We start from the raw sequence: 16472 nt of genomic DNA on the forward strand, positions 1-16472 counted from the left end.
TCTCTACCTGACCCTTGGTATTTGGCGGCTTCTGGCGGGGTCTCTCACCTTTTGCCAGAGATGCCATCCGATCTTGCGCGTTACAAAGCGATTCCGACCCCGAAAGCCTGCGACTCGGCCATCTGGTCGCCGACACTTTCGGCGTCGAGGCCGTTGTGGAGGATATCGGGCCGACCCTGCGGGCAATGGGCTGCTATGAACGCCGCGACGCCTTCATCCGCGAAATGGTCCCGGACTATGGCAAGGGCTGGGCCTCAAAGATCGTGATCGCGAACGTGCTCGAAGGCGAGGGCTACAACATCTCCTCGCTGGTGGTGCAGGACCCGCAAGACAAGCAGACGAAACTGCGGATGCCGGTGGCGGTCTATCTCGGCATCGTTGCCGCCACCAACATGAAGCAGCGCACCCGCAAGCAGCTCGAATATTATCATGCCGACCGGCTGAACTTCGCCGTGCTCGGCACACCGAACCGGCTGGAATACGACCAGGGGTTCTTCGTCAAGAACGGCGACGGCGCCGCCGACGTCAAGCCGATCGCGCATCTCTACAAGACGCAGGTCTATGCGCTAGCCGCCTATCTCGGCATTCCGGAAGAGGTCCGCAACCGGCCGCCGACCACCGACACCTACTCGCTGGCACAGACGCAGGAAGAATTCTACTTCTCCCTGCCTTACGATCGGATGGATCTGTGTCTCTACGGCCTCAACAACGGCGTGTCCGCCGAGGTGGTAGGGCAAGCGGCGGGATTGACCGCCTCACAGATCGAACGCGTCTGGGCCGACATCGCCGCCAAGCGAAAGGCAACGCGCTATCTGCACCTGCGCCCGCAGCTCGTTGGCGGCGTGGACGAAGTCGGCTCCTGACCTGATGCATATCGAGCAAAAGTGATCCGGTTTTGCGATACGACATGCATCAAAGAAAAACTTAGAGCGCCTCGCATGAACCCGATTTCATGCGAGGCGCTCTAAGCTCTTGTTTTTACGCGATTGGGGACGGAAAACCGCGCACCCTTTCCTGGAATTGCTCTAGGCGGAACGCTTCAGGTGAAGCGGCCGCCGATCAACTGGCTCCACTGCTCGCCCGCAAGCCCGTTCAGAAAGACCTGCGCGTTCTTCATGGCATCCAGAAGCTCGGGATCGCGTGAATGCACGACGGTCGAGGCGACCGGTATGAAGGCTATGCGTCTTACAAGCATGGCCTCCAGAAGTGCGGGCTGGACGCGGCCGCGCAAGCCGGAGACACCGCGCCGGGCGGCATGCTCGACCAGGCAATCGATCACCGGCCCGGCCTGGCCGGGAAGAGCGAGGACCTGCAGCACGCGGCCGATCGCGTCCGGTCGCGCGTAATAGGCGAAAGCGCCGACATTGGCGCCGTTCGGCGATGCCACCGACACGTAGACAAGCTCTCCGAAATCCGGCTTTTGCGCCGCATCGCCCAGAATATAGTTGAGCTGACCTTCCGCCCACTGCGGACGTAGCGGAGATTGGGCGCAAAGCGGCTCCAGCAGCCCCGCAAAGCTGCCGCTGTCGATCTCGGAGGTCCGAAATGCCCCCCGGCTCGATGCGTTGGCGACGACGCCGGTCCAGCGTCGTTGACTGCCCTTCATTTTGCGAAGGTAGAGCCGGTCGACGATCCGGGCGAGCGGGTTGAACATCCAGGCGAGCTTCATGTGATTGGCAAAAAGGCTGAGCATGAAGGTCGCCGGCCGCATCACGCGAACCCAGTCAAGGCTGTATTGCGGCAGCACCACGCCGCGAAGCCGCGTCCACAGTTTCACGGACGTATCATTGGCGGTTTCGCTGAAGGAGATGTCCTGCGGACCATCGAGGAAGGCCTTCAACAGGCGGGCACCGGCCATCGGATCGGTCTCGTGATCCTCGACCATCAGCGAGCTGCAGATGGCAGCGTAGAGCTGCCGGCCGTTGAATTTCATCGGCAGCGCATGAACGCCGACGAACCCGGAAACCTGGCCGGCGTCATTGACATGGACAAGCGAACGGAGCCCGCTGCCCCAGTCGGGTGCGTCCAGATAAAACCGCCTCATGTAATCGACGAGGGAGGCCGGCGCTGGCCCCCGCTTCTTGCGCAGCATGCGTTGAAACATGCCCGCGACGGCCGCAAGGTCGGCCTGATCGAGGGCGCGGACGACGCTCACGTCGGGCTCCCGGTTCCGGGAACCCGGCCACCATGTTTGCGCGCCATGGCGACACGGGGCTGGCCGTCGGCCTTCACGGCAAAGGTTGGGGTTTCGTAGGATTTCGTTCTCGATAAAAGGGTTGCTATCTGCCGATCTTGACCTTCGCCGAACTCAAACAGCAGCCATCCGCCTGGCATGAGGAAAGCTGCGGCATCCCGGACCAGCCTTTGGAGGATCGAAATACCGTAAGGGCCGCCGTCGAAAGCTTCCCGAGGTTCGTTCTCCAACAGATGCGCGCTTTCGCTTTCGAGACGGGACGACGAAATATAGGGCGGGTTGCACACGACCATGTCGGCAGCGCCGTGGAGGCCGTCACCCTCGATCGCGGCAAATAGGTCGCCTTGCCGGACCTTGATCCTGTCCTGCAGGGCGAGGCGCACAACATTGCGGCGGGCAAGCGAAACCGTGCTGTCGGTCAGGTCCGCCGCCCATGCCCGAGCCCGAGGACATTCGCTGACGATGCCCACGGCAAGATTGCCGCTGCCGCAGCACATGTCGATCAGGATCGTTTCGTGCGCCTGTTCGCCAAGAATGGCCGCGGCCGTCCGGCCAAGCAGTTCCGTTTCGGCTCGCGGCACCAGAACGTCAGGCGCGAGTTCCAGCTCAACCCGCATGAGGCGGTGCAATCTCGGCCAATTGCGATCGTTTGCACGGCCGGCAGGAAGGCTGTGATGCTGCGGCAAGGAAATTCCCTATGCTGAGGGGATGAAACGCGGGTTCCCTGTTGTTACCAACTCTGGGTAAACTGATATTAAATATCATGATTGGATTGGGAGTAACCGGCCTATGTTGGCGGCGTCCTGTCTCATCGATGGCGAATTCCTGTGCCGCCGCAAGCCGATCCATGCGCTAATTCAGAGCAACGCCTCGTACCGGTCTCCGATCTTTTCAATTTCGAAATCCGCCGCCCTGCTTTTCAGGATCGCGGCGGTTGTCGGCTGGTCGAGCATTCCGGCCATCGCCACTGCCAGGGCCGCGGCATCGCCGACCGGCACCAGGGCGCCGAAGCGGCCGTCATCAAGTATTTCGCGCGGGCCGTGCGGCGCGTCCGTGGAGACCACCGGAATCCCCGCTGCCATGGCCTCGACGAGAACATTGCCGAAGCCCTCGCTGGTCGATGATAGGACGAACAAGTCAGCTACGGCGTAGCAGGCCGCCGGATCATTGACATAGCCCGCAAACAGAACGTCTGCGCCGATACCGGATTCTTCGGCATAGGCGCGCAACTCGTCGCCCAGCGGACCCTCGCCGAAGATGACAAGCCGAGCCCGGCGGCCGGCGCGCAGCACAGCGAAGGCCCGCAGCAACGTCCAATGATCCTTAACGGGCACTAGGCGTCCGGCGGTGATGATGACGGGGCCGTCGCCCATCGCCGCGAGCTCTGCCTGCCAGGCGTAGGAGCGTTGCTGGGATGCCGCAGCCGGCGGCAGCGGGTTGTTGATGACCACGACCTTGGATTTCGGGAAGCCTCGGGCCACAAGATCGCCGCCGACGCCCTCAGAAACCGCGATGGCCCTGTCGGCACGGGCCGCAACCAGGGCCGAAAGCCAGACCGCCATTTTCGCGCCAAGGCTGCCGGAAGGCAGTGAGGCGGCGGCGTGGAAACTCGGGAAGAACCGCGCCCTGCTTCGCGCGAGGGAAAGCGCCAGCGCCACGACCAGATTGGCGAATTCCGGGGCGCTGTAGATCGCGTCGGGAGAAAGGCGGCCAAGCAGGCCCGCGCTTCGCACGATGCCTTTCAATGTCGCCCACTTGCCATAACCCTCGCCGCGAATGGGGAGGCCGAAATCGACCAGATGCACGGCAGGCGAAAGCAGGGCGGCATTGGGCCCCTGCGCGTTCCAGGTAAAAAGCGTGACGTTGTGGCCGCGCGATGCCAGCTCGTTCGCCATCAGGACGAACACACGCTCGGCGCCGCCGCCCCTGAGGCTGGCAATGTGAAAGACAATCCGCTTCGCCATTTCAGGCGCGGCTGGCAATGACATCCGGGCGGTTCGGCGGAAGCCGCATGTCGCGCACGATACCCAGGGTAATGGCGAGCAACATGCCGAGGATCATGCCGCCAATGGCCCCCAGGCCGATCATCACGACGGTGCGCGGGGGCCATGAACGGCCCTTTGGCGGCACTGCGGTGGAAATCACCTGCACATTGGTGCTGTCGATCTGTTCGCGCTCGGTTATCTGGCGTGCCCGCGACAGGAAGCTCTCATAGATAGCCGTCTTCGACGCGGCGTCACGTTCAAGCTCACGCAAGGCGACCTCGGAATCGCTATCCGAGAACACGTTGCCCTTCAAGTCATTCATCTTGGCATTGAGGGAGGCCGACGAGGTTTTGGCGGCATCGAGATTGACCTTCGCCAGGCGCAGGGTGCGCGCGTATTCGGCGCTGAGTTGCGCGCTGACCGTGTTGTACTCCGTCTTCAGCCTGACGATCGACGGATGACGGGGGCCAAAGGTCATCGACTGCGAATCGATCTGCTGGCGCAGGCCGTTGGCCGTTGCGCGCAGCGCCACAAGCGCCTCCGACGTGGCGGGACCGGAATTGGTGCCGTTTGCGCCGGCGGCAAGCAGGGCGTCGTAACTTGCCTGCGCGGCGATAACGCGCGATTGCGTCTCCACGATCTGGCCGTTGAGCTGGGTCATGGTTTGCGAGGAAACAAGCTGCCCATTGCTGGTGGCCAGATTGTGGCTGCGCCTATAGGCCTCGACCTTCTCTTCGGCCGCCTGCACATCGCTCTTGAGCTGGCCCAGCCGCCCGTCCAGCGCGGCCGCGGCACGGCTGGCGCCGGAAGCCTCGGCGCTGGCCAGCTCTTCCTGGAAAGTCTTGACGATATCCTGCGAAATCAGGATCGCCTTAGCGGGGGTTTCCGCCGATACCATCAAGGTCGTGACAAACGACTTTTCATCCGCGATGCTGCTAACCCGTTCCGCCAGGTTCTTCAGGGCGGTAAGCTTTGGATCGGGTTTGGCGCCGTCCGTCCCTGTGCGGCTACGGTCCGCGTCGAAGAACTCCGGGTCACTGGCCAGGTCAAGATCGTCTACAACACGTGAAAGCACGCTGCCCGAGGTCAAGATTCGCTCTTTGCTGCGCGCGCTGAGCAACTGTCCATCGACCTGGGCCGATTGCGGGTAAAGATCATTCGGAACAACCTGAAGATTGGCGGGATTGATGAGGATGTCCGTGGTCACGGTGTAGCGCTGCTTGCTCAGCAGAGCGTAGGCACCGCCCACGATCCCGCCGACGATTGCCAGCAGGCATACCAGAGCGAGGCCGGCGCGCAGCCAGACAAACAGACGCCCGAAATCGAGTTCGAGAAAGGTTCCGATCTTGTTGAGCGTCACCGTCGTGACGGGCTCGGCTACAGGCGGCGCCACGGGTGCAGGCGACACAGGGGCCGACGTTACAGGGGCCGACGTTACAGCGGGTGCCGCCGCATGTGCCATGATCGGCGTGGTTTGTTGCGGCTTTGGCCGGCTGGCGCGCCGCGCATTTTCGATCCGTTCATAGGGGCTAATGCCGGCGGCGGCCGCGGTTGGAGGAGGACCGGAAGCGGCGGACATCATGCTAACCCTTTAATATTCAATACGCACAGCCTGCTTTACGGAAACATCGTTAATATTTCATTTTCCAGGCGTGTCAGGCGCGTTCTTGAACAGCGATCTATCCACCGTTGGTCGGTATTCTGCCACGCCCGTCGTAGCCTGGCAAAGCGCGCAGGCGTTTCAAATGGAAGATGCAAGAGGTCGTTGCGAGGGCATCCACAAGGAGCGGGCTTTGGCGTCATGTCGCTGTTGATGCTGGTTGGCCTTGAAGGGGCGTGCCGGTCTGGCGCCCATCCGGCTTTCGATAAGCGAGCAACAAGATGACGAGCAGCATGATATCCGGCGCCTTCGAAGAGAGGGCATTGTTTGACAATGCCGCGAGAATGGACGCGGCCGCTGCGATATGGGCGGCCCGAGGCGTATTGCGCAGGAGCTTGAAAAGGAACCGGAAGAAAGCAAACGCGAAGAGCAAGGCGATCGGCAGGCCAAACAAAAGCGTAAGAACGACCGGCGTGCTTTCGATGAAGGGGAGGTTGAGCTTTTCGTTGACGATCTTCAACAACTGGTTGGGATTCATGCCAAGCAGGATGTCCCTCCATTCAACGAACTTGAATACATCGTAGATCTTGACGCGCGCGTCGTAATTTTGATCAAAGAGCGTATTGCTGAAGCGGTTCAGCAGCCCCGCCGAAAAGAGTATCGCAATCAGTATGGCGCCACCGGCCAGCGTCAGCATCAGCACCAGGAGTTTGGCCTGGCGTTGATGTCTGGGTGACAAGTCCGGCCAAGGCAGGAACACGAGCAGGAACAGGATCTCGCCGCAAGCGAGCAGCAGGGCGGTGCGCGCGCCCGAAGCGGCCGTGCCGATGAAGAGAATGAAGATGCAAAGCGCACACACCCAGATACGCCACCGCGTCAATGCAACGAAACCTATGGCGGTGGTGCAAAGCGCGCCCAGCGCCAGCGGATGGGCCGACAGTCCGATCGGCCGAAAGTCCAGCTCAACGAGGGGATAGGGCAGGAATCGATGCTGGGTGACGGCCTCGATCGTTCCGATGATGGCGCTGAGGACAATCATGCCGACGATGACATTGCCAAGCGCCCTGCGCACATGGTCACCCAGGGCAAGCATGATCATCGCCGCGGCACAAGAGACCAGATAGGAATCGATTATGAAGCCGGCCGAGCCGGCACGGCCTATCACGAAGAGATAAGGCACCAGCCACAACAGCAGCAGCGAATATAACAATGTCGCCTTGAACAGCCTGACTTCATCGCCTTCGAGCCGAATTGGCCGGGTCGTGGCGATGACGACAAGCAGCAGAAAGATCGCATAGGTCCCGATATGCAGCTTTTCGGGAAACGACCCCCCCTCCGTCGAATAGGACATCACCATATTCATCAATTGCGGAGAGATGGTCGAGCGGAGCAGGAAAGCGAAGGCCGCGAGGAGAAAGAACAGGAGTGTGAGGGCGTCTTGGCGGCTGGCCTGCGCGGTCACGAACTGTTGCTCTGTGGGGGTGACACTCACGATTATCCGACCAGCGTTGCGGCTTGCGATTGAGATGGCAGGGGACGAACGCACCCCCGGGTACATTTTCCTGCACGAACGTAAAGGAATATGGATAACCCGATCTTAACAGTGGCGATGCCCGGCATGGGCCGCCACATGTCAGCTTTGTCGAAAAGCCGGACACCGCTCATTGAAATCTCACCAAAGTGCGCCGAGAGGGAACGAATGCACGCAATGCACTTGCGCGACATGCATCGGCAGCCGGATTTACGCTATTTCGTGAAGTCGGTAACCCACACTTAATTGGCCGGTCGTATTGATGGCGATGCTTTGCACGGCGCCCGACGCGATGCCTGTGGACCGCACAATGGCATCAGGCGCCGGCGAAGCGCAGGAGATCAAGGTGAAGAAATTCTATTCGATTCAGTATCTTCGCGCCTGCGCCGCCTTGCTGGTTCTGTTCGCACACGCTTTTTCCTATCAGATTGGCGTGGACAATCTGATTATTGTGACGGCGGGCCGCCTGGGCGTCGTTCTGTTCTTTGTCATCAGCGGTTTCATAATGGTCCATATTACGGGAGATGGTCCGTTTTCCGCTGCCACCTTCCTGAAACGCCGAGCAATCCGGATCATCCCCCTTTACTGGCTTTTCACCAGCCTCGCCGCGGTTCTGGCGGCGCTCGCGCCAAGTCTCTTCCAGAAGACCGTCTTTACATGGCCCCACTATCTTCAGTCGCTCCTCTTCATTGTTCACGAAGCGCCTGGACGGGATAGCGCCAGTCCAATTCTTTCACTCGGCTGGACGCTTAATTACGAGGTATTTTTCTATATCGCTTTTGCGGTGTTCGCATTCCTGTCCGTGACCTCGCGCGTATTTGTGCTGACGGTCTTTTTCATTGCGATGTGGATAGCCGGGCTGTGGCTGGCTCCCACCAACCCTGTTATCCAGTTCTATCTCAACCCTTCTCCGGTGGCATTCGTCATCGGTATGTGGATAGGGCGGCGCTATTTGGACGGTGATTTCACTTCCGACATACGCCATGCCTGGATAATCGGCGTAATGACCGCTGCAGGCGTGGTGCTTTCATTCGTCGATGACGGTACGCCGCTCTTGGGTCAGATCAGCTTCGCGGGACAAGCAATGTGGGCGGCGGGCCTGCTTCATCTCAGCCTCATTCTGGAGCCGAAACTCAAGCACTGGAGCCTTCTCGAGCAGTTGGGCGACGCTTCCTACGCGCTTTATCTGTCGCATATCTTCGTGATCGGCGCTGTGGCGTACCTGGCCAGACGCACCGTCGGATACGAGCATCCGACAACGGTATTGTTGGTGTCGGTGGTCAGCATCGTGGCAGCCTGCCTCGTCAGTCTGGTGATTTACGAGATGATCGAGAAGCCGATTCTTCAGACCCTGAACGGCAGAAGGAAGACGAGAAACACACCGCTTCCTCATATTGCCACGGAGAACAAATAAGCAGGCCACGCAACGGGACGCTCACGGCTTTCAGCGCTTCAGTCAGCCCGCGCTGTCCACGACCTCGACATTGCCGGCGCGGTTAAGCGTATGAATGCCCGTGCGTGCCCATGCCCGACCCGCGCCGATCGGCCGGGGCGAGGCAAAACGGACATCGGACGCGTCGAGTCGCTCAAGCCGCATCAGCCCCAGACCACCGCCATAGGCCCTCGATCCGTTCTGCACCGGCAGCACCAGGGCATCGTCGTGGCGGATAAAGGCGCCGCCCGGCCGGGTGGCCGAATGATCGACGGCAATGGGATTGAGCGGATGGGCGACCCATGGCCCGCGCAGCGAGGGTGCGCAATAGACCGCCATCGTGTCCGACGCGCTGCCGTAGCCGAACCGCTCCGTTCCAACCAGCCAGAAGCGACCGTCGGATTCGAGCAGCGTCGCGTCGTTGAAATCCCTGTCCGCCATCAGCACCGTGTCGCGGACCCAGCGGTCGGGAAACTGCGCGGCGCGATAGAGCACAAGTTCGCGAGCCGAACCACTTTCGGGGATCATGAAAATCTCGCCATCGTGTGTGAACACCTGCGGATACGACAGGTGGTGCGCTTCCTCCAATACAACCCTTGGAACACCGAAAGTGCCATCGTCACCGAGCTCGGCGACGGAAATCACGCCGCGACTCGTCGCGTAGGGGAATTCCTCGACAAACAGATAATGGCGGCGGTCGGCCTCGAAGACGAACGGGTCGGCATAGAAGCGTTGGCCATCGTCCGGCAGGACTGTGAACGGTTTGCCGTCGAGTTGCCCGGTTTCGGCGATGCCTGGTCCGTCGATCACCCGATAGGCAACCTGCCAATAGAAGGCGCGTCGTCCCCGCCTGATTTTTTGCACGGCGCGATCGATCAAAGCCCTGCCAAAAAAGGGCACATAGTGTCGAACAAAACTGTCGTTCTTCAGGACCGGCACCGGGTTGTCGCTTACCGGCACAAGCTTGCCCGCAAAGAAGCGGGCGACGGTTTGCATGATCAGCGACATGGCGCCGGCGAGCAGGTCGTTGCAACTTCGAGATAGCCAGAGCCTGTCTGTCAGCATCGGTCTAGCCTGGGCCACGACAACGCCATCGAGGCGAGCGCCAAGTTCAGGCAATTGTCCGCTCGCCAACATTGCGGCAACGGCGGCTGGAAAGCTGTTGCGACCGCAAAATTCGAGCCTCAGGACTGGCGCGCCTTGCCCCGTTGCGCTGGCAGTGAGATCTATGACGAGGTCCGGAGGGCCGCGATCGATGGGCGGCAGCGGCTCGGACCGGCCCGCCAGCGAGGGACCGAAACGCCGGCTCTCGATCGCCAAGACAGTGTCCAGCCCCCGAGCGGTTGGCGCCGCCGCCGGCGCGTGGCAACTCGAGACCACGTAACCTGCCGCATCCAACCGCATAAAAAGCTCATTTTCCCAGCGCCGGGATCCGACCGCGTGGCCGATGATTAAAATATTAGTCAACCCAAGTTATTCTCGTTAAAGCAAAAAATGGCTTGCTCTGGTATCTTTCCCCACAGTTCCTGGCAAGGGTTGCCCAAGGGGGCTGCGGACTCTAGCGTTAATCATACGTTAATTTTTTTGAATACGAAGGCGGTTCAGGGCGCTATTGTTAGGCTGAAAGCACATGTCAGCCGGGCGCCCACGCTTTCGGTGACCAGGGTCGACCATGAACGCCGTTTCACATCCGAGATTGCCCTCAAGGCGAAAACTGCTGATCGTGTTCGGCACGAGGCCGGAGGCGCTCAAATGTTTTCCGGTGGCGCGCGCCGCGCTTGCCCATCCGGGCTTTACCACGGAAATATGTGTGACGGGCCAGCATCGCGAGATGGTCGATCAGGTCATTGAACTGACGGGCCTGCCGGTGCACTACGATCTCAACATCATGCAGCCAGGTCAGACGTTGTTCGACGTGACCTCGCGCGTGCTTCTCGGAATGGCGGGGGTGCTGGAGAAGGCGAAGCCGGACATCGTCATCGTCCAGGGCGACACAACCACCGCGATGACCGCGGCTCTAGCTGCCTTCTACAAGCGCATTCCGGTTGCCCATATCGAGGCGGGATTGCGCAGCCACAACATCAACTCTCCCTTTCCGGAGGAACTGAACCGTAAGATTGCCGGCAACATCGCCACCTGGCATTTTGCGCCGACCACCGAGGCGCGCGACAATCTCATCGCCGAAGGAAAGGCTGCGAACACCATCTTCGTAACCGGCAATACCGTTATCGACACGCTGCTGCATTTCTCCAGCGAGATCGATGCCGACAAGCTGATGAACGCCAAGCTCGCCGCTCGTTTCCCCTTCATCGATCCGACCAAGAAAATGATACTCGTCACCGGTCATCGCCGTGAGAATTTCGATGGCGGCATCCAGAGAATCTGCACCGCGCTGAAGGCATTGTCGGCGCGCAGGGATGTGCAGATCATCTACCCGGTCCATCCCAACCCGAATGTGCGCTCCGTGGTCGAGGCCGAAATCGGGACGGTGCCGAACATCCACCTGATCGACCCGCAGGACTATTTGCCGTTCCTGTACCTGCAGAAACAGAGCTACCTGGTGTTGACCGACAGCGGCGGCGTGCAGGAAGAGGCGCCTTCACTCGGCAAGCCGGTGCTGGTGATGCGGGAAAACACGGAGCGACCCGAAGGGATCGCCGCTGGTACTGCCCGGCTGGTCGGCACCGATATCGAAAAAATTCTGGCCAATGCCAATAGCCTGCTCGATGATGAGAGCGTCTATCGCGGCATGGCGGAGAGGCACAATCCATACGGCAATGGCCAAGCTGCGAGCCGGATCGTTGAGGAATTGCTGAATCATGGCTGAAATCAAAACCGTTTCCGTTATCGGCATGGGCTATATCGGCCTGCCGACCTGTGCCATTTTTGCCAGCCGCGGACTCGATGTCATCGGTGTCGATATCAACGAGGCGGTGGTCGCGAAGGTCAACCGCGGCGAAATCCACATCATCGAACCGGACCTGGATGGTTTGATCCAGAAAGTCGTCGCCAATGGCAAGCTCAAGGCATTCAGTACGCCTCAGCCGGCCGATGCCTATATTATCGCCGTTCCAACTCCGATCACCCCGGACCGCAAGCCGGATGTCAGCTACGTGCTTGCGGCAGCGCGAAGCATCGCTCCGGTGCTAAAACGGGACGACCTGGTGGTGCTGGAATCAACATCGCCGGTCGGTACGACGCGTGTCATGACAGCGCTGCTCGCGGAACTGCGACCCGATCTCAAATTTCCCGTCGCACATGGCGAGGAAGCTGACGTCCTGGTCGCCTACTCTCCCGAGCGCGTGCTGCCGGGAAAGGTGCTGACCGAACTGATCAACAATGATCGCTCGATCGGCGGGCTGTCCCGAAAGTCTTCGGAGCGGACAGCGGCACTCTATTCAAGCTTCGTCGCCGGCGACCTGTTCATAACCCAGGCCGAAAGCGCGGAACTGGTTAAGCTGACCGAAAATGCGTTCCGCGATGTCAATATCGCCTTCGCCAATGAGCTTGCGGCGGTGTGCCAGGATCTGTCGCTCAACGTCTGGGAGGTAATCGATCTCGCCAACCGGCATCCTCGCGTGAACATCCTGCAGCCGAGCCCGGGCGTGGGCGGCCACTGCATTGCGATCGATCCGTATTTTATCATCGACGCCGCACCGAACAATACGCGGCTGATCAGTTCGGCACGGCGCATCAATTCCGAGCGACCCTTGTCGGTGGTCAGGGACATCGAGGCATTGCTCGACCCGACCCGCAAGCAGACGATCGCCTGTCTTGGCCTCAGCTTCAAACCCAATATCGACGATATGCGCGAGAGCCCGGCTGTCGAGGTCGTTAAGCTTCTGTCCAAGATTCCCAATATCAAGATCGTCGCTGCCGAGCCCAATGCGCGTCAGTTGCCACACGAGCTCGAGGGCAGCGGCGTCATGTTCACCGATGCACTTTCCGCTATTGACCAATCCGATATCGTCGTCCTGCTGGTCGACCATCGACAATTCAATCTGATCGATCCCGAAGCGCTCAAGGACAAGAAGCTCGTCGACACACGGGGCCTGTGGACCTGGCGCAAGGCGCGCAAGCCCGACGCCCGCATCGAAGGCAAGAAATCCGAAATGGAACGCTCGCAGTCTCTCGCTCGCACCGGAGAAGCGGCATGAACTCGCATGACCCGGCATGGGCGCAACACTCTCTATTGGCATCACGCCGCCGCGAGTTTCTCGGCGCGACCATCCATGCGCTGACCATGGCCGAGACGCTGGCCATCGCAGACGAGGCGATGGCGACGCGGCGGCCGCTTCATCATGTTGTCGTGAACGTCGCCAAGCTTGTGAACATGCGCAAGAATGCCGAACTGCGCGAGGATGTCGTCGGGGCGGATATGGTCAATGTCGACGGCAAAGGCGTGCTTTGGGGCGCGCGGCTCTGCGGCGTCGAGTTGCCGGAGCGTGTGACCGGCGTCGACGTCATGATCAACCTGCTTGCGCTGTGCGCCAGGCGTGGCTATCGCCCCTACCTTCTGGGCGCTGAACAGCACATTCTCGACGCAGTTGAAAGCCGACTTGCCAGAGATCATCCGAGCCTGGCCATTGCCGGCAGGCGCAATGGGTATTTCAAGGCGGACGAAGAGGCCGCGATCGTCGAGGCCATCAACGCTTCAGGTGCCGACTGCCTGTTTGTGGCGATGCCGACGCCGAGCAAGGAGCGCTTTCTCAAGCGCTATCGCGACGTACTCGCTCCGAGTTTCGTCATGGGCGTGGGCGGCAGCTTCGACGTCTATGGTGGAAAGGTCGCCCGGGCACCGAAACTGGTTCAGGCGGCCGGCCTGGAGTGGCTGTTCCGTGTGGCACAGGAGCCGCGACGCTTGTGGCGCCGCTACTACGATACCAACACCGCCTATGCACTGCTGCTGTGGCGTGAGTTCTGGTCTCGCCGGGGACGCCGAAACGTCAATCCGTAGGCTCGCGACTTTCAGACAAGCATGCCTCATTGCGCGGGATTTATGCGATCCGGAGCCGTGCCCTTAGCTTGCCGATGAACTGCGTCACGGCCGCGGGGTGAAACAACCAGGTCAGTCCCAGGAAAGCCGCAGCGCCGGCGACACCGCCCGCCGCGAGCGGAAAGATCGCCGGCATATTGCCCAGCGCAGTGCTGGCAAGGCTGGCGGCCAGTCCGGTGCAGATAGAAATGATGGCCGAGACAGCGATGTCGCGCCAGGGAACCGGCACCGGCGTGAGCCTCTCGGCGATGACGATGCAGGCTGCAAGACCTGCCAGCGATCCGCCCGCCAACGCCAACGCCGCGCCAACCTCCGCCATGGTGGGAATCAACAGAAAAGACAGTGAAATCGTTGCCACCGAGCCGAAGGAATTGGCGATGATCAGCAACCACGGCCGCTTATGTGCGTGCACCACGACGCCATAAACGAAGCTTGTGAGATTGGCACAAAGAACGCTGAAGGCGATGATCGGAAACAGCAGACCGAAGCGACCATGATATTCCGCGGGCAGCAGGAGTCGCGTGATGTCGCCGCTGAGCGCGATAAGCGTTGCTGCGACCGGCAGGCAAAGGCGTATCATCAAGGCCATGAGTTGCGACAACAACCGCCCGGACGCCTCGGATCCCTCTTCGTCGAAGCGGCTGACCACTTCTGGAAATGCGCCCATGTTGATTGCGTTGGCGACCATATCGATCGGCTGCCGAGCCAATGCGTAGGCGGCTGCGAAGACAGCCACCGCGCCGGCATCGTAGTAGAGCTTGAGGAAGACGCGTTCAGCGCTGTTGAGACCGAAACCGACCAGCGCCATGATGACGAGGGGCACGCCGAGGGCAAAAAACTCCTTGTGGGTGAAGCGCGGCGGGCCGCCAATAACGCGCCCGGATGCCACCACGCACGCCACGATGCCGGCAATCAGCACGGCGAGGCTCGAGCCGAGCGATACCGTCAGAAACGAGCGTTGGAAGATAAGGATGGCGGCGATCGGCAAGGCGAGTTGCAGCAGGCCGCGCAGATATTCAAGCATCGAATAGAGGGAATGACGCTGCTGCATTTGCAGCACCGTCAACGCGAACCGGCTGATGGAGCCGGCAATCAGATAGCTGCAGACGGCGATTGCAAATTCGATCCAGCGCTCCGGCACGATCACCGCCGAGGCGATCACGGATATGATCAGGGCCAGCACCGTGGTGACAAGCAATACCTGTCCGGCAAGCATCAGGCTGCCACGGCTGACGTCGCCTTTTCCGCCAAGCCGCAGCAAGGCTATGCGCAGCCAGTTGGTAACGGCAACATCCGTCATTTCGCCCACGGTGACCACCAGGGTCAGCAGGCCATACTCGGTCTGGTCGATCAGCCGCGTCATGACGACCAGCAGGAGCAGAGCGGAAACCCGCGTCAGCAGAATAGCTGGGCCATAGATGAGTGTGGAACGGAGCAGCAAAGGGTTGTTCCCGGAAAATTTGCCGTCGATTAATCGTTGACCGACGGGAATTCCAGCATGATGACGGCAAAGGGTGAACGGATACAGTTTGAACCAAAAGATTTGTCGTAAATCTTTTTTGGAACCTTTGCTTTACGGTCACCCGGCATCCGCAATCCAAATGGTGTCATGTTGCAGCGTCTCGCCCACAATAGAAAAATACATGTCCTGGTCGCAACGCCCTCGGGCGTTTCGGGACAAGGCGGCATCGACCGGATCATGGGGGCGCTGAAGCAGGAGTTCGAACGGCAAGAGATCGCCGACATCGATCTGCGCTTTCTTTCCAGCCGTGGCCCGGGACATGTCGGGCTTTCGATCTTCTACATGCTTGGTTTTTGCGCGCGGATGCTTGCGGCCCGCCTCGACAGACGCGCCGACGTCATTCACATCAATATATCGGTCTCCGGCAGCACCTATCGCAAGATGATGATCGCCGCCTGCGCCAGGCTGTTGTCGATACCATATGTCCTTCATCTGCATGGGGCGCAGTATCAGACATTCTGGAAAGATGATCATAGTTTCATGAGCCGCCGTATCAGGGCTCTGTTCGAGCATGCCGGCCGGGTGATTGTCCTGGGGGGGCTTTGGCGCGATTTCGTCGCCAGCCGGGCACCGGCGAACGGCGGCAATATTGTCATCGTTCCCAACGCCACGGCAGTTCCTTCCCTGGCGCATGTCGGCGGAGGCGATCACGTGCACATCCTGTTCCTCGGCCGCATCGGCGAGCGAAAGGGCGTGCCGCAGTTGGGCGAGGCGCTGGAGCGGATGAAACATCTCAGGGGTTGGCGTGCCACGATCGCCGGCGATGGTGAGGTCGAGCCGGCACGAGCGAGGTCGGTCGCTCTAGGGATTGCCGACCGTATTGCTTTTCCGGGCTGGGTGGGACCTGACGAGGTCGCATCACTGATCGCTTCGGCCGATATTCTGGTGCTCCCCTCGTTCGCCGAAAATCTGCCAATGTCGGTGATCGAAGGCATGGCGGCCGGCCTGGCTGTCGTGGCCACCCCGGTTGGCGCGGTCGAGGACATCATCACCCACGAACAATCCGGTCTGTTGGTGCCGCCCGGCGATGTGGCGGCGTTGACCGAGGCGTTAACTCGGCTGGTCGAGGATACGGCGCTGCGCGCGCGGCTTGGCGCCGCCGCCATGGCGGTGCACCGGGAAAGGCTTGAGCTTGCACCGTTTGTCGACGCGATCTGCGATGTCTGGAGATCGGTCGCGTCCGAGGCGCGATCGGTCAAGCGCTGACGCTGT

Annotated in this window: 12 protein-coding genes and 1 pseudogene; 6 read left to right on the forward strand and 7 right to left on the reverse strand. The window is 60.7% G+C overall.

What is annotated here, in order from left to right:
• Positions 1-83 precede the first annotated feature (83 nt).
• Positions 84-863, forward strand: a pseudogene (gene nadE / locus NKI10_RS00005) (NAD(+) synthase); the annotation flags it as partial.
• 176 nt (positions 864-1039) lie between these two features.
• On the opposite strand, the gene NKI10_RS00010 reads toward nadE, so the two are convergent.
• From NKI10_RS00010 to NKI10_RS00030, 5 genes are all read right to left on the reverse strand, one after another.
• On the reverse strand, positions 1040-2155 hold the full coding sequence (locus NKI10_RS00010) for a hypothetical protein (protein WP_352857869.1): 1116 nt from the start codon (positions 2153-2155) through the stop codon (positions 1040-1042).
• Positions 2152-2880, reverse strand: coding sequence for a N5-glutamine methyltransferase family protein (locus tag NKI10_RS00015; protein WP_502897516.1), 729 nt, complete (start codon positions 2878-2880; stop codon positions 2152-2154). Before NKI10_RS00015 ends, NKI10_RS00010 begins: the two co-directional genes overlap by 4 nt.
• 171 nt (positions 2881-3051) lie before the next feature.
• The gene (locus NKI10_RS00020; protein WP_352857875.1) at positions 3052-4182 is read right to left on the reverse strand and encodes a glycosyltransferase; all 1131 of its coding nucleotides are present in this window, start codon (positions 4180-4182) and stop codon (positions 3052-3054) included.
• The gene (locus NKI10_RS00025; protein WP_352857878.1) at positions 4160-5758 is read right to left on the reverse strand and encodes a GumC family protein; all 1599 of its coding nucleotides are present in this window, start codon (positions 5756-5758) and stop codon (positions 4160-4162) included. Before NKI10_RS00025 ends, NKI10_RS00020 begins: the two co-directional genes overlap by 23 nt.
• Before the next feature lie 220 nt (positions 5759-5978).
• Positions 5979-7241, reverse strand: a complete 1263-nt coding sequence (locus NKI10_RS00030; RefSeq protein ID WP_352857881.1) for a VpsF family polysaccharide biosynthesis protein — start codon at positions 7239-7241, stop codon at positions 5979-5981.
• 379 nt (positions 7242-7620) lie between these two features.
• On the opposite strand from NKI10_RS00030, the gene NKI10_RS00035 reads away from it, so the two are divergent.
• Positions 7621-8724, forward strand: a complete 1104-nt coding sequence (locus NKI10_RS00035) for an acyltransferase family protein (RefSeq protein ID WP_352857884.1) — start codon at positions 7621-7623, stop codon at positions 8722-8724.
• A gap of 42 nt (positions 8725-8766) precedes the next feature.
• Here NKI10_RS00035 and NKI10_RS00040 read toward each other — a convergent pair whose 3' ends face one another.
• The gene (locus tag NKI10_RS00040) at positions 8767-9807 is read right to left on the reverse strand and encodes a glucosamine inositolphosphorylceramide transferase family protein (RefSeq protein WP_352857887.1); all 1041 of its coding nucleotides are present in this window, start codon (positions 9805-9807) and stop codon (positions 8767-8769) included.
• Between the two features lie 607 nt (positions 9808-10414).
• On the opposite strand from NKI10_RS00040, the gene wecB reads away from it, so the two are divergent.
• From wecB to NKI10_RS00055, 3 genes are read left to right on the forward strand one after another with little or no spacing between them, the layout of a single operon-like run.
• On the forward strand, positions 10415-11569 hold the full coding sequence (gene wecB, locus NKI10_RS00045) for a non-hydrolyzing UDP-N-acetylglucosamine 2-epimerase (RefSeq protein ID WP_023733406.1): 1155 nt from the start codon (positions 10415-10417) through the stop codon (positions 11567-11569).
• Positions 11562-12899 (forward strand): UDP-N-acetyl-D-mannosamine dehydrogenase, encoded by a 1338-nt coding sequence (gene wecC / locus NKI10_RS00050; protein WP_023686301.1) that lies wholly within the window; start codon positions 11562-11564, stop codon positions 12897-12899. The genes wecB and wecC overlap by 8 nt, the downstream gene beginning before the upstream one ends.
• Complete coding sequence (locus NKI10_RS00055) at positions 12896-13699, forward strand: WecB/TagA/CpsF family glycosyltransferase (RefSeq protein WP_031195422.1); 804 nt, start codon at positions 12896-12898, stop codon at positions 13697-13699. The genes wecC and NKI10_RS00055 overlap by 4 nt, the downstream gene beginning before the upstream one ends.
• Positions 13700-13739: 40 nt before the next feature.
• Here NKI10_RS00055 and NKI10_RS00060 read toward each other — a convergent pair whose 3' ends face one another.
• Positions 13740-15179 (reverse strand): lipopolysaccharide biosynthesis protein, encoded by a 1440-nt coding sequence (locus NKI10_RS00060; RefSeq protein ID WP_023804770.1) that lies wholly within the window; start codon positions 15177-15179, stop codon positions 13740-13742.
• A 168-nt stretch (positions 15180-15347) separates the two neighbouring features.
• Between NKI10_RS00060 and NKI10_RS00065 the strand changes: the two genes are divergently transcribed.
• Positions 15348-16466, forward strand: coding sequence for a glycosyltransferase family 4 protein (locus tag NKI10_RS00065; protein ID WP_023671802.1), 1119 nt, complete (start codon positions 15348-15350; stop codon positions 16464-16466).
• Positions 16467-16472 lie beyond the last annotated feature (6 nt).

This window comes from Mesorhizobium sp. M0802, from assembly GCF_040320115.1.
GTDB lineage: Bacteria > Pseudomonadota > Alphaproteobacteria > Rhizobiales > Rhizobiaceae > Mesorhizobium.

Coding starts and splice junctions, on each gene's coding strand:
- NKI10_RS00020 (WP_352857875.1), bottom strand. CDS start 4,182: ATGTCATTGCCAGCCGCGCCTGAAATGGCGAAGCGGATTGTCTTTCAC.
- NKI10_RS00025 (WP_352857878.1), bottom strand. CDS start 5,758: ATGTCCGCCGCTTCCGGTCCTCCTCCAACCGCGGCCGCCGCCGGCATT.
- NKI10_RS00035 (WP_352857884.1), top strand. CDS start 7,621: ATGGCATCAGGCGCCGGCGAAGCGCAGGAGATCAAGGTGAAGAAATTC.
- NKI10_RS00040 (WP_352857887.1), bottom strand. CDS start 9,807: ATGCTGACAGACAGGCTCTGGCTATCTCGAAGTTGCAACGACCTGCTC.
- wecB (WP_023733406.1), top strand. CDS start 10,415: ATGAACGCCGTTTCACATCCGAGATTGCCCTCAAGGCGAAAACTGCTG.
- wecC (WP_023686301.1), top strand. CDS start 11,562: ATGGCTGAAATCAAAACCGTTTCCGTTATCGGCATGGGCTATATCGGC.
- NKI10_RS00055 (WP_031195422.1), top strand. CDS start 12,896: ATGAACTCGCATGACCCGGCATGGGCGCAACACTCTCTATTGGCATCA.
- NKI10_RS00065 (WP_023671802.1), top strand. CDS start 15,348: ATGTTGCAGCGTCTCGCCCACAATAGAAAAATACATGTCCTGGTCGCA.